Below are 15,364 nucleotides of genomic sequence, written 5' to 3' on the forward strand. Positions count from 1 at the left end.
TTCACAGGTTTGTGCTGGCAGTATGGCAGACATGACTTCGTCACCAACACTTACTTTCAACGACGGCAACACCATCCCCCAGCTCGGCTACGGGGTGTGGCAAGTTGAAGACGATGTAGCCGAAAAGGTGGTGCGCCAGGCTTTTGAAGCCGGCTTCCGCCACATCGATACCGCCAAGATCTACGGCAACGAGGCAGGCGTCGGTCGAGCCATTGCCTCCTCCGGCCTTTCCGCCGAGGAAATTTTCATCACCACCAAGCTGTGGAACGCCGACCAGGGCTACGAATCCACGCTTGCAGCGTTCGAGGAGTCCATGGACCGCCTCGGCCTCGAGACCCTGGATCTGTACCTGATTCACTGGCAGCAGCCCAAGCAGGAAAAGTACGTTGACACCTGGAAGGCGCTCATCGAGCTCAAGAAGCGCGGCCGCGTCAAGTCCATTGGTGTCTCCAACTTCACCAAGGAAGGCCTGCAGCACATCATCGATGAAACCGGTGTTGTTCCGGCCATCAACCAGGTTGAACTCCACCCGTTCTTCAACCAGGCCGACCTTCGCGAGTTCAACGCCTCCAAGGGCATCCTGACTCAGGCCTGGTCCCCGCTGGGCCAGGGTGGCGAGCTGCTTGAAAGCGCCACGGTTGCTGAGATCGCCGCCAAACACGCTGCCACGCCTGCCCAGGTAGTCATCGCCTGGCACCTGGCCATCGGCAACGTGGTCATTCCCAAGTCAGTCACCGAGTCCCGCATCCAGGAGAACTTCGCGGCGCTCAACGTCACGCTGGACGCCACCGACATCGAGGCCATCAACAGCCTGGACCGCGGTGCCGAAGGCCGCATCGGACCGGACCCGGCAGTTTCCGACTTCGCCTAAGTCTGAAGCCTGGGTTAGGTGCCCCGTCCCCTCCTTGGGGGCGGGGCACCTGCCGTTAAGGCGCGACGGCGGCATCCGCCGTCGTGACGCAACGCACCTCAGTCCGTGGTGAAATTGAGCAACCCCAGCGGACAGAGGACGGAGCTTGCATGGTGGTGTTTGACGCATTGGAGCGGCAGATCGTTGCCGCGCTCCAACTGGATCCGCGCTGCCCGTGGCGGAAGATGGCGGCGGTCCTTGGCGAAGCAGAACGAACGGTAGCCCGCAGGGGTTCACAGCTTGTGGAGTCCGGAGCCGTCGCTGTAGTGGGCATCCGGCCCCGGCCGGCCGTGGTGCTGGTGGAGATGAGGTGCCTGCCCGGCACAGTGCGGGCCGCGGCCCAGGCGCTCTCGCAGCGGACTGACACGACGTTTGTCTACACCACTACCGGAACGGGCGATTGCGTGGCGGAGATCCTCACCGAGCCGTCCCGTATGGCCGATGTGCTGTCTGATGAATTGCCGTCCACCATAGGCCTGCGCGACGCCACGAGCTACCCGGTCCTGCGGTATTTCCGGACTATCCGGGGCTGGCGACCGGAAATCCTCACTGCCGATAAAGCGGAAGCGCTCCGCTCCAGTCTCACCCCCGACTCCGGCGCCCTGGTGCCGCCGCAGGATTTGAGCCGCCAGGACAATGAGCTCGTCGACGCCCTCTGTGCCGACGGTCGGATGAGTTTTGAAGCGTTGGGTCGCCGTGTTGGTGTTTCGGAGGCAACGGCAAGGCGACGCAGTGAGTGGCTGCTGGGAAACAACCAGATCCACTTGCGGGCAATCGTCGAGCCCGCATCCTTTGGTTTGGGAGTCGAAGCTCTGCTCTGGATCCGGGCCTCGCCGCAGCATGTAGAACAGGTAGGAAAAAGCCTGGCAGAGCTTCCTACTGTCCGTTATGCGGCGGCTATCGCCGGCGACTACCAGATCATGGCCGACGTCACGGTAGAGGACATGGCAGCCCTCTACCGCTGCATCACGGATTCGGAGTGGGCACACAACGCCGTCACCGTGGATGTGTCCATCCTGCTGGACGCCCGAAAGCGTGGCGGTCGGGTTATGCGCGGACGGTAGTCAGCGGCTCTCGGGCTGACGTGACAACCGGAGCGACGGCGGCGTACCCGGTTTGCTGTTCGAAGGCGTGGCCGTAACGGAGCAACTGCATGTCCGTGTAGTGGTTACCGGCGAGCTGCAGGCCGATGGGGAGGCCTGCGGAGCTGAAGCCAGCCGGGACGCTGAGCACGGGCAGCCCTGTGGCGGACAACAGGCAGGCTGAGCGCATCCAGTCGAGGTAGGTCTCGGAGGGAACGCCGGCAATGTCCGCGGGATAGCGCAGTGCGGCGTCGAAGGGGAGTACCTGGGCGCAGGGGCTGGCGAAGAGGTCGTAGCGCCCAAAGAATGACTGGACGCTGCGTTCCAGGCGAGTGCGGGCTGCGGCTGTCTCGATCAGGTCGCGCGCGGTGAGGTCGAAACCCTTTTGGACGTTCCAGTGCACTTCCGGTTTGATGACGTCTCCAGCGCGCTCCAGGATGGGCCCCAGTCCTGCGGCGAAGTCCATGGCCCGGGTGTTGCCGAACACCAGGTCGGCCTCGCTGAAATCGGGAGTGGCTTCTTCCACGGTTGCGCCGAGGCCTTCGAAGACCGCGAGCTGCCGTTCGAGGTGCTCCAGGATCTCAGGGTCCACCGGCACCCCAATGCCAAAGTCCCGTGACCAGCCAATCCGGACCCCGCGCATGTCGGCCTCTAGTCCAGCCTGGAAGGCCTCCGGATCAAGGCCTGCAGGATACGGCACCCGGGGGTCCTCGCCTGCCGTCACGGACATGAACAGGGCAATGTCCTTCACGCTTCGGGCCATGGGACCGGTCCTTCCCAGCCACGCGTAGGCGTTGACGTCGGACGGCATGGGGATCACCGCCGTCGACGGCCTGAAACCCACCACGTTGCAGAATGACGCCGGGATGCGGAGCGAGCCGCCCATGTCGCTGCCGTCGCCGATGCTTTGGACGCGGGAGGCGACGACGGCGGCCACCCCACCGCTGCTGCCGCCGGCGCTGAGGGTGGGAGCGTACGGGTTGGTGGTGGTCCCGAAGAGGTCGTTGAACGTGTGGGAGCCGGCACCAAACTCGGGAACGTTCGACTTCCCGGTACTGACCACCCCGGCCGCCTTCAGCCGGGCAATGATGAGGTCATCGGCGTCGGGAACAAAGTCACGCAAGGCAAGCGAGCCCTGGGTGGTGCGCATCCCGGCGGTGTTGTTGGTGTCTTTGTGTGTCATGGGCACGCCGTGCAGGGGCGGGAGGTCTGCCCCCGATGCCGTCATTTGGTCCGCGCGGTGGGCCAGGGCCTGGGCACCTTCGGCGTCGAGGGTCACTACTGCGTTGATCACAGGGTTCACATCGGCGATGCGTTCCAGATGGTCGGCCAGGGCTTCGCGCGCAGAAATCTTCTTTTCCCGGATCGCTGCGGAAAGTTCGACGGCGGACAGCTCGCCAATGGTGTCAGGCATGGTGCTCCTTTGCTGGATGTCTACAGCTTGAAGTGTGCCGGGTCACACCCGGTCGCGGAAGTCTGCACCCGGCTAAAGCAAGCTATGACGGATTCGGCCTGGATCCCGGCTGATTCCGTCAGCTATTGTGTGTGATCCGGCTCATAGTGAATGGTGTTGGTAACCCCATGGCCGATCTGGTTACTGGGTATGGATTTGCCCCACAGCACCAATGCCGCACAGCGTCGTCCGGTCGCGGACTGGGGGCTCACACCCGGAGGTTTCCATGCACCAACCCCTGGCACTGCAACCGTTCGCCCCCACCGATTCAACCGACATCATGGCTATCGCCAACAATCCTGTCCTGTGGATCTGCGTGGCCGGCGTCTTCGGCGTCATCATCATCCAATCCGTGATCTTCATGAAGGCCGCCCGACGCGCAGCGCCATCCGTTGAGATGAGTCCGCAGGACATCAAGACCTCGTTCCGTTCCGGTGCAGTCTCCGCAATCGGACCGTCCTTGGCCGTATCACTCGTAGCCATCGCTTTGCTGGGCCTCTTCGGCGCACCGGCTGTGCTCTCCAGAATTGGTTTGATCGGTTCCGCTGCATACGACGTCTCCGCAGCCGGCATCGCCGCAGGCTCCATGGGCGCGAAGCTCGGCGACGCCAGCTACACGCAGAGTGTCTTTGCCGTCGCGTTCTTCGCCATGAGCATCGGTGGTGCCATGTGGATGCTCGCTACCTTGATCCTGACTCCGCTGCTCCGCAAGGGTGATGCCAAGATCCGCTCCGTGAACCCTGCGGCCATGGCTATCGTCCCCGCGGCTGCCCTGATCGGTGCCTTCTCCTGCCTGGGCTTCACCGAACTCCCCAAGTCCGGCGTTCACGTGGTGTCCTTCCTCATCTCCGCCGCAGTCATGGGGTTGTGTCTGCTGCTGGCCAAGAAGCTCGGCAAGAGCTGGCTGCGCGAGTGGGGGCTCGGCTTCTCCATCGTCATCGGGCTGGGCGCCGCCTACCTCGCCGTCGGCGCCTGATCCCCACTCCCCGCCCCCGTCTTTGAGCACGAAAGGAACACCCCGTATGTCTTCCACTACTTCCGCTCCCATCACCACCGCCAGCAACTCCTCCATGGCTGAGTTCGGCCGCACCACATCCCGCTGGGGTCAGATCACCATGATCTGTGGCCTGCTGATCTCGGTAGCCGGTCCACTGTTCCTTGTCTTCACCAGTGGCCTGGACATCGGCGCCGCACAGCTCTGGATCGCCTTCGCTGCGGTGGCCGCAACTTTCGGCATCATCTGGATCGTGGAGCCACTGACGTACTACCCGATCCTCGGGCCCGCCGCGATGTATCAAGCCTTCATGATCGGCAACATCTCCAACAAGCTCCTTCCGGCCGCTCTGATCGCGCAAACCAACATCGGTGCCAAGCCAGGCAGCAAGCGCGCCGAGCTGGCCGCCGTCGTCGCCATCTGCGGTGCCGCAGCAGTCCACCTGATCTCGCTTGCGATCTTCGTAGGGCTTCTGGGGAGCTGGCTGATCAGCGTCATCCCGCCGTCGGTGCTGCTGGTGACCCGCCTGTATGTGCTGCCCGCCGTTCTTGGCGCAGTGCTGGTACAGGCCATCGTGTCTATGAAGCAGCCCCGCACAACGGTGTTCGCGCTGGTGGTCTCGGCCGTCGTCGTGTTTGTTGTGCTGCCCCTGGCGCCGTCGCTCGCCATGGTGTCCACCGCGATCGCCGTGCTGGGCACCATCCTGCTGGCATGGTTCTTCCGGGGTAAGACCACCATCACCGAAGCGAAGCCGATCCACATCGAGTAGCCGGCCCCAACGCCTCCCCAGCACCCACAACCACCAGGAAGACAGGCCCATGACCCACACCGCCACAGCCCTCCACCTCGACGCCCAACAAACCGCCAAACTGCATTCCCTGTACCGGCACCTCCACGCACATCCGGAACTGTCCATGCAGGAGTTCGCCACGGCCTCCCTCATCGAGGAACAACTGGACGGTTTGGGGATTGAGCACTTCCGCTGCGGCGGCACGGGAGTCGTAGGTGTTCTGAGGAACGGTGACGGTCCCGTGGTGGCGTTCCGCGCCGATTCGGATGGCTTGCCCATCGAGGAAGCCACCGGGCTGGACTATGCCAGCACGGATACCGGCACCCTTCCAGACGGTACGGTGGTCCCCGTCATGCACGGCTGCGGCCATGACACGCACGTGGCCAGCCTGCTGGGCGCCGCCGAAGTGCTGGCAGGGAATCCGGATGCTTGGTCCGGAACCCTGGTGCTGATCTTCCAGCCGGGCGAAGAGACTGCCGCCGGCGCGCTCGCGATGCTCGACGACGGTCTGTGGGACAAGGCGCCGCGGCCGGAGGTGGTCTTCGGGCAGCATGTCATGCCTCGGCCGGTGGGTACTGTTGCGATTTCCAGCGGGCCGGTGGCTGCCATGGCGGATTCGCTGCGGGTCACCGTGCACGGCCAGCAGTCGCACGGTTCCCAGCCGCAGGATTCCATCGATCCCATCGTCATGGCCGCGCACATGGTCACGCGGCTGCAGGGGATAGTGTCCCGCGAGCTGGATCCGCGCAAGTCCGCCGTCGTCACCGTGGGAACCTTCCACGCGGGACTCAAGGAGAACATCATCCCGGCCTCGGCCGAGTTCACTCTCAACATCCGCACCTTCGACGACGACGTCCGCGGCCAGGTCCTCTCTGCCGTTCGCCGCATCATCGAGGCCGAGGCCGCTGCGTCGGGGGCGCCCGCGCCGGTCATCGAGGAAATGTACCGCTTCCCGCAGTGCTTCAACGATCCCGACGCCGTCCTTCCCGTCATCGAGGCACTGCGGCTGGCGTTGGGGGCTGAGGCAGTGGAAATCACCCCGCCGATGATGGGCAGCGAAGACTTCGGGCACTTGGGCACCGCTATCGGGGTCCCGTCAGTGTTTTGGATGTTCGGCGGCACGCCTGCCTCCGGGCATAAAGGACCCGGTCCCGTCCCCGTCAACCACTCGCCGTTCTTCGCACCCGAGCTGGAAGGTGCTCTGGCCGGGGGAGTCTCGGCCGCCGTCGCCGTGTTGATATCCCGGCTGGGTGAGCATCGCGGGTGAGGACCAGTGTGGCGCTTGCCGGCCGCCCATCGCTGACCCCTGACATAATCGTGGGGACTCAACTGGGGGAACTACGTGAAGATTGTTCTGTACATCGTGTGGATGCTGTTCGTTGCGGGCGTCATCTGGGCCTTGGTCCGCAGCTACCGGAAATCCCGCGAGAAGGAAAGGCTGATCACCACTTGGCCCAAAGCCCTGGCCACAGTGACCGGGAGCCGGGCCGGGTGGACAAGTGGAGTAGGCAACAGCAGCCGCAACCGGCGCTTCTGGCCCCGCTATGAATTCCGTGACCCGCGTGGGGTGGTCTACTTGGGGGAATCCGAGGTGTCTTTGGCGAATGAGCCCTTGCCAGGCTCGCCGCTCCAAGTGGCATACAACCCGGAAGATCCCAACCAGTCGTTCCAGCCGGTAAAGGAGTCCCGACTGCTTATCGGCTGCCTGGCACCAGTCTTTGGACTGTTGGCCCTTGGCTCATTCTGGTTTATTGGCGTCTTCCCGCTGGGGTGAAGCCGGGCAAGCAAAAACCCCGCTGGTTCAACGAACCAGCGGGGTTTTTCTCTGAGCTTCCTATCAGAATCGAACTGATGACCTTTTCATTACGAGTGAAACGCTCTACCGACTGAGCTAAGGAAGCACCGCGTTCATCACCGGTTTCCCGGGCGATCACGCAAGACATAACTGTAATAGAGGCACCGTACCCGGGTCAAAACGAGCGCGGCGGCGGCCGTTGCGGGGATGTTCACCCCTGCGTCGGGCCGGGTTCAGGCAGGCGTTTCCCGGCCGCCGGAAGCTGGGGAATCAACTGTGGCGGGCTACACCCGCTACGCAGACAAGCCGAGGGAGCCGCTCAATGACCGGGGACGCATTGACCAGGGACGCCAGCCGCACTTCCAACCGACTGAGGCTGGCGGTGGTGGACATGGTGGGCACCACCATCACCGATGATGGCCGCACGGAGCGGGCCATGTCCCGGGCGCTGGTAGAGCACGGCATCGAACCCGGAAGCAGCAGGTTCGAGAGCATGTTGGGATACGCCCGCGACACCATGGGCTTTTCGAAAATGACCGTGTTCAGCCACCTCTTCGACGACGCAGAGGTGGCAGCCAATGCCAACAAGGTCTTTGAGAAGGCGTACGACGAAATGATCGACGACGGTGGTGTCCGCGCCGTTCCAGGCGCGGAGGACGCCATCCTGTGGATGCGTGAGTCCGGCATGCGGGTGTGCCTGGCCACCGGCTTCGGCCGCCACACGCAGAACATGGTGCTGGAATCCCTGGGCTGGATGGGCTTGGCCGACCTCAGCCTGTGCCCTGCCGACGCCGGACGTGGACGGCCTTACCCGGACATGATCCTGACTGCCGTGCTCGCCCTGGACCTTGACGACGTCCGCGAAGTAGCGGTGATCGGCGATACGAGTTCGGACATGTTGTCGGGCATCCGTTCAGGTGCATCCCTCATCGCCGGCGTGCTGACGGGCTCGCACTCCGAGGCGACGCTACGCGCAGCCGGAGCCACGGTCGTGGTGGATTCCATCAAGCAACTCCCACTGCTGGTGGAGAAGCGCGAAGCCAGGCACCTCTAGCACATGAGGCCGTCCTGCGGCAGCTTGCCATCAACAAAGTACTCGTCGACGGCGGTGCTGACGCAGGAGTTCGACCGGCCGTAGGCAGTGTGCCCCTCACCTTCCCAAGTGACCAGTGAGGCGTTTTCCAACTGCTTGCGCAGCGACTGGGACCACTCCAAGGGAGTGGCGGGGTCGCCGGTGGTGCCCACCACCACGATGGGGGCGGACCCGTTGTATTCAACAGGTGCAGGCGTACGGGTGTTCTTGTACGGCCAGTCCTTGCAGTTGACTCCGCCGTAGGCAAAGAAGGAACCGAAGGTGGGGGAATCCTGGATCAGGCGGGCTTCCTCGGCCCGCATGCCCGCGGTGTCAGTAACCATGGGGTAGTCCAGGCAGTTGATGGCTTGGAACGCGAAGGCGGAGTTGGAGCTGTAGCTGCCGTTGGCCTCACGGTCCGCACCCAGGTCGGCAAGCCGCATCATCTGCGACACATCGCCGGAAAACGCGCTTTCCAGTGCCTGTGTGAGGGCGGGCCAGCTTTGGTCGTTGTACAGCGGCAGGATCAGTCCGTTGACGAAGTCATTGCTGGTCACTAAACGGCCGTCCTTGGCGGTCTGGGGGTTCTGGTCCACGGCGTTGATGAGGTCCCTGATCTCCTGGACGCCGTTATCTACGGATCCACTGAGCGGGCACTGGTTCTGGCCTTGGCAACTGGCCACGTAGGTACGGATCGCCCGTTCGAACGCCCGTGCTTGTCCGGCAGTCAGTTCCTCGTTGCTGATGGACGGATCCACGGCCCCATCCAGGACCAGACGGCCCACGTTGTCCGGGAAGAGGGCAGCGTAGGTGGATCCCAGGAAGGTGCCGTAGGAGAAGCCCAGGTAGTTGAGCTTGGCGTCGTTGAGCACGGCGCGAAGGACATCCAGGTCCTTGGCCGCGCTGACGGTATCGATATGCCCCAGGACATCCCCGGTCTGCTCTGAGCACTGCTCGGCGAAGGACTTGTTGAAGGCCAGTGCGGCTTCCAGTCCTTCGTCGGTGTTCTTCCGGAACACTTTTTCGCGGGCAGCATCACGTTCGGCGTCTGTCATGCAGGTGACGGGAGCGGAGCGTTTCACGCCGCGGGGATCAAAGCCCACCAGATCGAAGTTGTTCTTCAGCTTTTCGGTGAAATTGGTGTTGCCTGCATCCTTGATGTAATCCACCCCGGAGCCGCCCGGGCCGCCGGGGTTGACCAGGATTGATCCCTGCTTGTTGCCGGTGCTGGGCAACTTGATGACGGAGAGCGTGATTTCACCGGACCCCGGGTTGGCGTAGTCCTTGGGCACCTGGACTTTGCCGCACTGGAAGCCATTCTCGCAAGAACTCCACTCCACCGGCTGCGAGTAGAACTTCTCCAGGCCCTTGGGCGCCGAGGCTGCTATGGAGGGATCCACAGTGCTGGTGGAGGGCTTGGCAGTGGGGGCCGGCAGGAACGGCACAGTGCAGGCGCTCAGCACCAGAGCGGCAGCTACGGCAACACAGGCAGCCACGAAGCCGCGACGGGCCCCACGCTGGGCGGACCGGTCCCTTGAAGGGGCACCGGCGGGCCGGCGGGGTGCGGACGTCATGGGTTCTCCTATTGCTGGATGAGGCTCGTGGCCATGGACTCGACCGCCAACAGGGGAGCCACGTTGGTGGTGGTGATTCGGACACGGGCTTTGTTGATGGCGTCCATCCGGGCCAGGGTGGTTTCCGGGGTTGAACTGCCGGCGTAGTCTTCCAGTTCGCTCTTGAGCTCAACGTTGACCAGTTCCACCGCGTTCCCCAACTGAATGATCAGTACGTCCCGGTAGAAGGACAACAGATCCGTCAGAGTGCGGTCCAAGGAGTCGGTGATGGACCGCTTGGCCCGCCTTTTCTGGTCGTCCTCAAGCTGTTTGACCTGGCTGCGCATGGAGGGCGGCAACGTGCCGGACTCGGGGGCGCCGAGGCTTGCCAACATGGCAATTTTTTCTGCCGCATCGCGCTCGTCATTGGAGCTGTTGGCTTCTTCAGTGGCGATTTTCACCAGCTTCTCGGCCATCATCACAGCAGCAGTGACGCCGCGGAGGCCCAGGGGAATCCGTACGGTATCCAGACGCCGCTGCCTGGCGTCGGAGTCGCGCGCAAGCCGCCGGGCAATACCGATGTGGCTCTGCGCAGCACGTGCCGCGCGGTCAGCGAGTTGGCGTTCGACGCCGTCGCGCCTGACCAGGAGATCGGCGACGTCGGAAGCCGGCGGAAGCCGAAGGCTCACCGGACGGCACCGGGAACGGATGGTGACCAGGACATCGGCGGGGGAGGGGGCACACAACATCCAGATGGTGCGGGGCGTGGGTTCCTCGATCGCCTTCAACAGGACGTTGGTGGTCCGCTCGGCCATGCGGTCCGCGTCCTCCACCACGATGATCCGCCACCGGCCAGTGGCAGGCCGGTCACCTGCTTTGGAGACCAGTGCACGGGCCTCGTCAATGGTGATGGTGACTTTCTCGGTCCGCACAAACGTCACATCGGAGTGGGTCTCGCCGAGAATCGTGTGGCAGGCCGCGCAGTCACCGCAACCGCGAAGGGAGACGTCGTCCTGCTCGCAGTTCAGCGCAGCAGCGAAGGCCTTGGCCGCGTTGGAACGGCCGGATCCCGGAGGACCGGTGAACAACCAGGCATGGGTCAGGCCGGTTTCGCCCTGCGCCGCCTGTTTCAATTGCGCTACAACGGGTGCCTGCCCTTGGAGGTCGTCCCAGACACTCACGGACGGTCGCCCGCAACCCGTTCGGCCAGCAAGGACTCCACCCGCTCCAGGATCTGGGCGGCGAGGGCCTCAACGTCGGCATTGGCCGGGAGGACCAGGTAGCTCGACGGTGCAGCCTCGGCGAGTTCCAGGAAAGCATGGCGGATGGCGGAGTGGAAAGCATCAGGCTCGGACTCCAGCCTGTCCTCCGCGGCGTCCCCGGCAGTCCGGCGCCGGCGGCCATCTGAGGGATCGACGTCGAGCAGTACGGTCAGGTCCGGGCTCAGGCTTTCCGTGGCCCACTGGTTGAGCGTCAAGACACCCTCGGCACCCAAGCCGCGTCCGGCACCCTGATAGGCCACTGATGAGTCGATGTAGCGGTCAGTGATGACCACCATTCCCTCGGCCAGCGCAGGGCGGATCACCTGGCTCGCGTGGGCGGCCCGGGCCGCAGCAAACATGAGCGCTTCCGTGCGGGCATCGATGGTTCCGTGTCCATGATCCAGGACCAGGGAACGCAATTTCTCGCCAATGGGGGTGCCCCCGGGTTCCCGTGTGCGCAGCACGGAACGTCCCCGCGACTGAAGGGCGTCAGCGAGCCGGGCTGCCTGCGTGGACTTGCCCGCTCCGTCCCCGCCTTCGAAGGCGATAAATAGACCTGGGCTCTGAATACTCACGCGTCTAGCCTACCGAGCTTCACTGACATCAAGACGCGTAACGCCTTTCATCCACAGCCTCGCCCGCCACTAGGCTGAAACCATGAGCCTTTCCGATCAGCACGCCGCCGATTTGTCTCCGGAAACCGTTGTAGTTGCTGCCGGACGCCCCGAACGCGCCCACGATGAGCCGGTGAATCCGCCCATCGTCCTGTCCTCCACATACTTCGGCACGGGTTCATTAGGCGACGGGGACCGCGGCTACGGACGGTACGCCAACCCCACATGGGACCCGTTCGAGGACGCACTCGCCAAGCTGGAGGGCGCTACCCTCCCGGGCCTGCTGTATGCCTCCGGACTCGCAGCCGTCAGTTCCGCGCTGTCCCTCGTTCCCGCCGGGGGCGTAGTTGTCATGCCGTCCCACAGCTACGCAGGTTCCCTGGTCATGGCCACGGAGTTGGCCGGGAAGGGTTTCCTGGAGCTGCGCACGGTGGACATCACGGACACGGATGCCGTGAAGGCCCTCATCAGCCCGGACAAAGGCAAGAAGGCCGATCTCCTCTGGCTGGAGAGCCCTACCAACCCCATGCTCGGAATCGCCGATATCCGCGCACTGACCGACGCCGCGCACGCAGCGGGCGCAATCGTGGTCACGGACAACACTTTCTCCACGCCCCTGGTGCAGCAACCGCTCAGCCTGGGTTCCGACGTCGTACTTCACTCGGTGACCAAATACCTGGCCGGACATTCGGACGTCGTCCTTGGCGCGCTGGTGACCTCCAACCCGGAGTTGCGTGCCACGCTGCTGCACCACCGCATCATCCATGGTGGAATCGCCGGCCCGTTCGAAGCCTGGCTGGCGTTGCGTGGCCTGCGCACGCTGGCGCTGCGGATTGAGCGCTCGCAGGCGTCCGCGGCAACCCTTGCCGAACGCCTCCGCAGCCACCCCAGGGTAGAAAGCATTCGCTACCCGGGCCTGCCCACCGATCCCGGACACGAGCGCGCCAAGGTACAGATGAAGGGCTTCGGCTCCATCCTGTGCATCCAGATTGCCGGAGACGAACACCGCAACGGTGCCGACGCTGCCGATGAACTGGTCCGTGCGCTGCAGCTGTGGCTGCCCGCAACGTCGCTGGGTGGCGTCGAGTCACTGATTGAACGTCGACGCCGCCACACAGCCGAGCCACTCAGCGTTCCGGAGAACCTGGTCCGCTTGAGCGTCGGAATCGAAAACGTTGAAGACCTTTGGTCCGACCTTGAGCAAGCGCTGAAGTCGCTGGACGGCTAGGCTAAAGGGCGTGGACGGAAAACTCTTGATTGCCTTTGTCACCAGCGGGGTCTATTTGATCCTTGGCCTGGTGGCCCTCGCCCTGGAAGTGTGGGCCTTCGCTGACTGCCTGCGCCACCGCCCGACGCTCTTCGTGGCCGCTTCCAAGCGGACCAAGACGTTCTGGACTGCCCTCACTGGCATTGCTTTTGCCATCGGCGCACTGACGGTCTTCACCGGCGGAAACGGCTTGGGCCTCTTCGGCATCGCTGCTGTCACCGCAGCCTGCGTATACCTCGCTGATGTCCGTCCTGCCCTGCGCGAGGCCGGCAGCGGCGGCAACCGCAACGTCGGCCCTTACGGTCCCTGGTAAGCATTGCCCCTGGTTAGCGCTGCAGGAAAGCGTTACCTGGGCGCCACGGCGTCCCACGCCACGGTCACTTCACCGAGGCGCCACCGCGCCGGTCCGTCCTGAAGCGGCCAACCGGCGTCGCGCAACGAACGGCACATACCTGTCCACCGTTGCCGGTTTCCGAACGACGCCAAGGGTGCCGCCTCCAGCCAGGCCTTGTCCATCGCCTGCAGGAACGCGTGAATTGGTTCGCCGGGAACATTCCGGTGAATCAGGGCTTTTGGCAGTCGCTCAGCGATCTCCGAGGGCAGCTCGAAACTGCCGAACCGTACCGAAAAACTGAGGCTCAACGGGCGCTGGGAATCCAATGCCACCCACGTCACCCGGCGGCCGATCTCATCACACGTACCGTCAATGAACAGGCCCCCCGGCGCCAGCCGCGACTGCACCAGCCGCCAAATCCCGGCAACGTCGGCTTCCTCGTATTGGCGCAGCACGTTGAAGGCACGGACCAGCACTGGATTTCCGGGCACGGGAACCTCAAAGCCCCCAACGTGGAAGCTCAGGCCGGGCCGCTCCAGTGCTTTGGCGGTCCTGACGCGCTCCGGTTCGATCTCGACCCCGCAGACGCGCACGTCAGGCCTTACGGCCTGCAGGCGTTCGAAAAGTTCGACGGCGGTGGTCGGCGAAGCGCCATAGCCCAGGTCCACCACTAAAGGCTCGACGGCGGCGCGCAGCCGCCACGCCTGCGGCCCGGCCAGCCAACGGTCCAAGCGGCGCATGCGGTTGGGATTCGTGGTGCCGCGGGTGATGTTTCCAACAGGCTTTCCGCCCCGACTGCGGGGAGAGCCCACCCGTTCCGCTTTTTGCACCACGGCCACCACTTTATCTCGCGCGGACGTAATGCCGGGCAGGCAATGGAGCCGCTCAGCTAGGATGAAAACCATGACTTACAAGCTGATTCTGCTGCGCCACGGCCACAGCGACTGGAACGCCAAGAACCTGTTCACCGGTTGGGTGGACGTTGACCTGAACGATCAAGGCCGCCAAGAAGCAGTGCGCGGTGGAGAGCTCCTGGTTGAGAACAACATCCTCCCGGACGTCCTCTACACCTCGCTCCTGAAGCGTGCCATCAACACCGCCAACATGGCACTGGACAAGGCCAACCGCGGGTGGATCCCGGTCAAGCGCGACTGGCGCCTCAATGAGCGCCACTACGGCGCCCTGCAGGGCAAGGACAAAGCCCAGACCCTGGCCGAGTTCGGTGAAGAGCAGTTCATGGAATGGCGCCGCAGCTACGACACCCCGCCGCCGCCCCTGTCCGACGACAGCGAATTCTCCCAGGCACACGATCCCCGCTACGCGGACCTCGGCGACGCCCTCCCGCGCACCGAGTGCCTCAAGGATGTCCTGGTCCGTCTGCTCCCTTACTGGGAATCGGACATCAAGGAAGACCTCAAGGCCGGCAAGACCGTCCTGGTCACCGCGCACGGCAACTCGCTGCGCGCCCTGGTCAAGCACTTGGACGGCGTCAGCGACGAAGCCATTGCCGGCCTGAACATCCCCACGGGCATCCCGCTGGTGTATGAACTGGACGAGGACTTCCAGCCCATCAACCCCGGCGGAACGTACCTGGACCCCGACGCCGCAGCCCAGGCCATCCTCGCGGTAGCCAACCAGGGCAAAAAATGACGCTGTAGTTACACCAACGACGGCGGCCGGTCACCTSAGGTGGTCCACGGTGGTGGACGGGCTTTCGCTCCACTCCGGGGCGGCGATGGCCTTGAAGACGCTGAGGTGGAGGTCGTCCACCGCGATGTTGATCTTGAGGATGTCGCGGGCCACCTCGAGGTCGCGGGTCTCAAGGAGTTCGATCACCTTGGCGGTGATCTCGATGTCGTGCTGCGCCATGGCCTTGAAGGTCTGGGTCAGCGACGCGGGGATCACGGTGGCCGGGTAGCGCAGGCGCGCCAGCTGGGCTACGTGGCGGGCGAGGTCACCCATGCGTTCCAGCGACGCACTCATGCGCAACGAACCTACGATCATACGAAGGTCGCTGGCCACGGGGCCCTGCAAGGCAAGGATGTCGATGGCGCGCTCGTCGAGGCTGTTCTGCAGGAAGTCGATCCGTGCGTCTGCCGCGATGACGTCCTGGGCAAGATCCACATCTGCGCCTTCGAAGGACGTTGTTGCCTTCGTGATTGCTTCGTGAACCAGCTTGGAGATCTCGATGAGGTCGTCACCTACCTGGGTGAGCTCCTCCTGAAAAACCTTGCGCAC

Annotated in this window: 16 protein-coding genes and 1 tRNA gene; 10 read left to right on the top strand and 7 right to left on the bottom strand. The window is 64.1% G+C overall.

All coding sequences use genetic code 11. The annotated features are described in order from the left end of the window. Positions 1-31 precede the first annotated feature (31 nt). Complete coding sequence (locus AB4Y77_RS21930) at positions 32-871, top strand: aldo/keto reductase (protein WP_311214983.1); 840 nt, start codon at positions 32-34, stop codon at positions 869-871. 149 nt (positions 872-1,020) lie between these two features. Next, positions 1,021-1,974, top strand: coding sequence for an Lrp/AsnC family transcriptional regulator (locus tag AB4Y77_RS21935; RefSeq protein ID WP_311214982.1), 954 nt, complete (start codon positions 1,021-1,023; stop codon positions 1,972-1,974). Here the strand turns inward: AB4Y77_RS21935 and AB4Y77_RS21940 are convergent. Next, complete coding sequence (locus AB4Y77_RS21940; RefSeq protein WP_442015345.1) at positions 1,958-3,406, bottom strand: amidase; 1,449 nt, start codon at positions 3,404-3,406, stop codon at positions 1,958-1,960. The two genes, AB4Y77_RS21935 and AB4Y77_RS21940, sit on opposite strands and share 17 nt — an antisense overlap. 265 nt (positions 3,407-3,671) lie before the next feature. Here AB4Y77_RS21940 and AB4Y77_RS21945 point away from each other — a divergent pair, with 265 nt between their 5' ends. The 4 genes from AB4Y77_RS21945 to AB4Y77_RS21960 all read left to right on the top strand — a co-directional run bounded on the left by AB4Y77_RS21945 (position 3,672) and on the right by AB4Y77_RS21960 (position 7,003). Next, positions 3,672-4,421, top strand: coding sequence for a DUF5058 family protein (locus AB4Y77_RS21945; protein ID WP_311214980.1), 750 nt, complete (start codon positions 3,672-3,674; stop codon positions 4,419-4,421). Positions 4,422-4,467: 46 nt separating this feature from the next. Further along, positions 4,468-5,208, top strand: coding sequence for a hypothetical protein (locus tag AB4Y77_RS21950; RefSeq protein ID WP_311214979.1), 741 nt, complete (start codon positions 4,468-4,470; stop codon positions 5,206-5,208). A 49-nt stretch (positions 5,209-5,257) separates the two neighbouring features. Further along, positions 5,258-6,496 (top strand): amidohydrolase, encoded by a 1,239-nt coding sequence (locus tag AB4Y77_RS21955; protein WP_442015346.1) that lies wholly within the window; start codon positions 5,258-5,260, stop codon positions 6,494-6,496. 75 nt (positions 6,497-6,571) lie between these two features. Continuing rightward, on the top strand, positions 6,572-7,003 hold the full coding sequence (locus tag AB4Y77_RS21960; protein WP_159704633.1) for a DUF3592 domain-containing protein: 432 nt from the start codon (positions 6,572-6,574) through the stop codon (positions 7,001-7,003). 54 nt (positions 7,004-7,057) lie between these two features. Here the strand turns inward: AB4Y77_RS21960 and AB4Y77_RS21965 are convergent. Then, positions 7,058-7,130: transfer RNA gene (locus AB4Y77_RS21965), tRNA-Thr, on the bottom strand. Positions 7,131-7,346: 216 nt separating this feature from the next. Between AB4Y77_RS21965 and AB4Y77_RS21970 the strand changes: the two genes are divergently transcribed. Continuing rightward, a complete protein-coding gene (locus AB4Y77_RS21970; RefSeq protein ID WP_442015347.1) occupies positions 7,347-8,078 on the top strand; it encodes an HAD family hydrolase in 732 nt (243 codons plus the stop codon). Here the strand turns inward: AB4Y77_RS21970 and AB4Y77_RS21975 are convergent. Genes AB4Y77_RS21975 through tmk form a run of 3 tightly spaced genes read right to left on the bottom strand, consistent with a single transcriptional unit; the run spans position 8,075 to position 11,486 of the window. Continuing rightward, positions 8,075-9,670, bottom strand: a complete 1,596-nt coding sequence (locus AB4Y77_RS21975) for an alpha/beta hydrolase (protein WP_442015348.1) — start codon at positions 9,668-9,670, stop codon at positions 8,075-8,077. The two genes, AB4Y77_RS21970 and AB4Y77_RS21975, sit on opposite strands and share 4 nt — an antisense overlap. Positions 9,671-9,678: 8 nt before the next feature. Continuing rightward, the gene (locus tag AB4Y77_RS21980; protein ID WP_442015349.1) at positions 9,679-10,830 is read right to left on the bottom strand and encodes a DNA polymerase III subunit delta'; all 1,152 of its coding nucleotides are present in this window, start codon (positions 10,828-10,830) and stop codon (positions 9,679-9,681) included. Beyond that, positions 10,827-11,486: a dTMP kinase gene (tmk, locus tag AB4Y77_RS21985; protein ID WP_311214973.1), complete on the bottom strand. Its 660-nt coding sequence runs from the start codon at positions 11,484-11,486 to the stop codon at positions 10,827-10,829. Before tmk ends, AB4Y77_RS21980 begins: the two co-directional genes overlap by 4 nt. Before the next feature lie 82 nt (positions 11,487-11,568). Here tmk and AB4Y77_RS21990 point away from each other — a divergent pair, with 82 nt between their 5' ends. Both AB4Y77_RS21990 and AB4Y77_RS21995 read left to right on the top strand, forming a co-directional pair. Continuing rightward, the gene (locus AB4Y77_RS21990) at positions 11,569-12,753 is read left to right on the top strand and encodes a trans-sulfuration enzyme family protein (protein WP_442015350.1); all 1,185 of its coding nucleotides are present in this window, start codon (positions 11,569-11,571) and stop codon (positions 12,751-12,753) included. A 10-nt stretch (positions 12,754-12,763) separates the two neighbouring features. Next, positions 12,764-13,105, top strand: coding sequence for a DUF2516 family protein (locus tag AB4Y77_RS21995; RefSeq protein ID WP_311214971.1), 342 nt, complete (start codon positions 12,764-12,766; stop codon positions 13,103-13,105). Positions 13,106-13,137: 32 nt separating this feature from the next. On the opposite strand, the gene AB4Y77_RS22000 is transcribed toward AB4Y77_RS21995, so the two are convergent. Then, positions 13,138-13,959: a class I SAM-dependent methyltransferase gene (locus AB4Y77_RS22000; RefSeq protein WP_442015358.1), complete on the bottom strand. Its 822-nt coding sequence runs from the start codon at positions 13,957-13,959 to the stop codon at positions 13,138-13,140. 70 nt (positions 13,960-14,029) lie between these two features. On the opposite strand from AB4Y77_RS22000, the gene AB4Y77_RS22005 reads away from it, so the two are divergent. Beyond that, positions 14,030-14,776 carry a phosphoglyceromutase gene (locus AB4Y77_RS22005; protein WP_311214970.1) on the top strand — a complete coding sequence of 249 codons (747 nt, stop codon included), beginning with the start codon at positions 14,030-14,032 and terminating at the stop codon, positions 14,774-14,776. Positions 14,777-14,806: 30 nt separating this feature from the next. Here the strand turns inward: AB4Y77_RS22005 and AB4Y77_RS22010 are convergent, their stop codons facing one another. Continuing rightward, complete coding sequence (locus tag AB4Y77_RS22010; protein WP_442015351.1) at positions 14,807-15,364, bottom strand: phosphate signaling complex PhoU family protein; 558 nt, start codon at positions 15,362-15,364, stop codon at positions 14,807-14,809.

The sequence above is a fragment of the Paenarthrobacter sp. YAF11_1 genome, assembly GCF_052113445.1.
In the GTDB taxonomy this organism is placed as follows: domain Bacteria; phylum Actinomycetota; class Actinomycetes; order Actinomycetales; family Micrococcaceae; genus Arthrobacter.

What these genes read in the sequence shown, in the direction of transcription:
- AB4Y77_RS21970 (WP_442015347.1), top strand. Translation starts at nt 7,347, where the DNA reads ATGACCGGGGACGCATTGACCAGGGACGCCAGCCGCACTTCCAACCGA.
- AB4Y77_RS22005 (WP_311214970.1), top strand. Translation starts at nt 14,030, where the DNA reads ATGACTTACAAGCTGATTCTGCTGCGCCACGGCCACAGCGACTGGAAC.
- AB4Y77_RS21930 (WP_311214983.1), top strand. Translation starts at nt 32, where the DNA reads ATGACTTCGTCACCAACACTTACTTTCAACGACGGCAACACCATCCCC.
- AB4Y77_RS21955 (WP_442015346.1), top strand. Translation starts at nt 5,258, where the DNA reads ATGACCCACACCGCCACAGCCCTCCACCTCGACGCCCAACAAACCGCC.
- AB4Y77_RS21940 (WP_442015345.1), bottom strand. Translation starts at nt 3,406, where the DNA reads ATGCCTGACACCATTGGCGAGCTGTCCGCCGTCGAACTTTCCGCAGCG.
- AB4Y77_RS21950 (WP_311214979.1), top strand. Translation starts at nt 4,468, where the DNA reads ATGTCTTCCACTACTTCCGCTCCCATCACCACCGCCAGCAACTCCTCC.
- AB4Y77_RS21990 (WP_442015350.1), top strand. Translation starts at nt 11,569, where the DNA reads ATGAGCCTTTCCGATCAGCACGCCGCCGATTTGTCTCCGGAAACCGTT.
- AB4Y77_RS21945 (WP_311214980.1), top strand. Translation starts at nt 3,672, where the DNA reads ATGCACCAACCCCTGGCACTGCAACCGTTCGCCCCCACCGATTCAACC.
- AB4Y77_RS21935 (WP_311214982.1), top strand. Translation starts at nt 1,021, where the DNA reads ATGGTGGTGTTTGACGCATTGGAGCGGCAGATCGTTGCCGCGCTCCAA.
- AB4Y77_RS21975 (WP_442015348.1), bottom strand. Translation starts at nt 9,670, where the DNA reads ATGACGTCCGCACCCCGCCGGCCCGCCGGTGCCCCTTCAAGGGACCGG.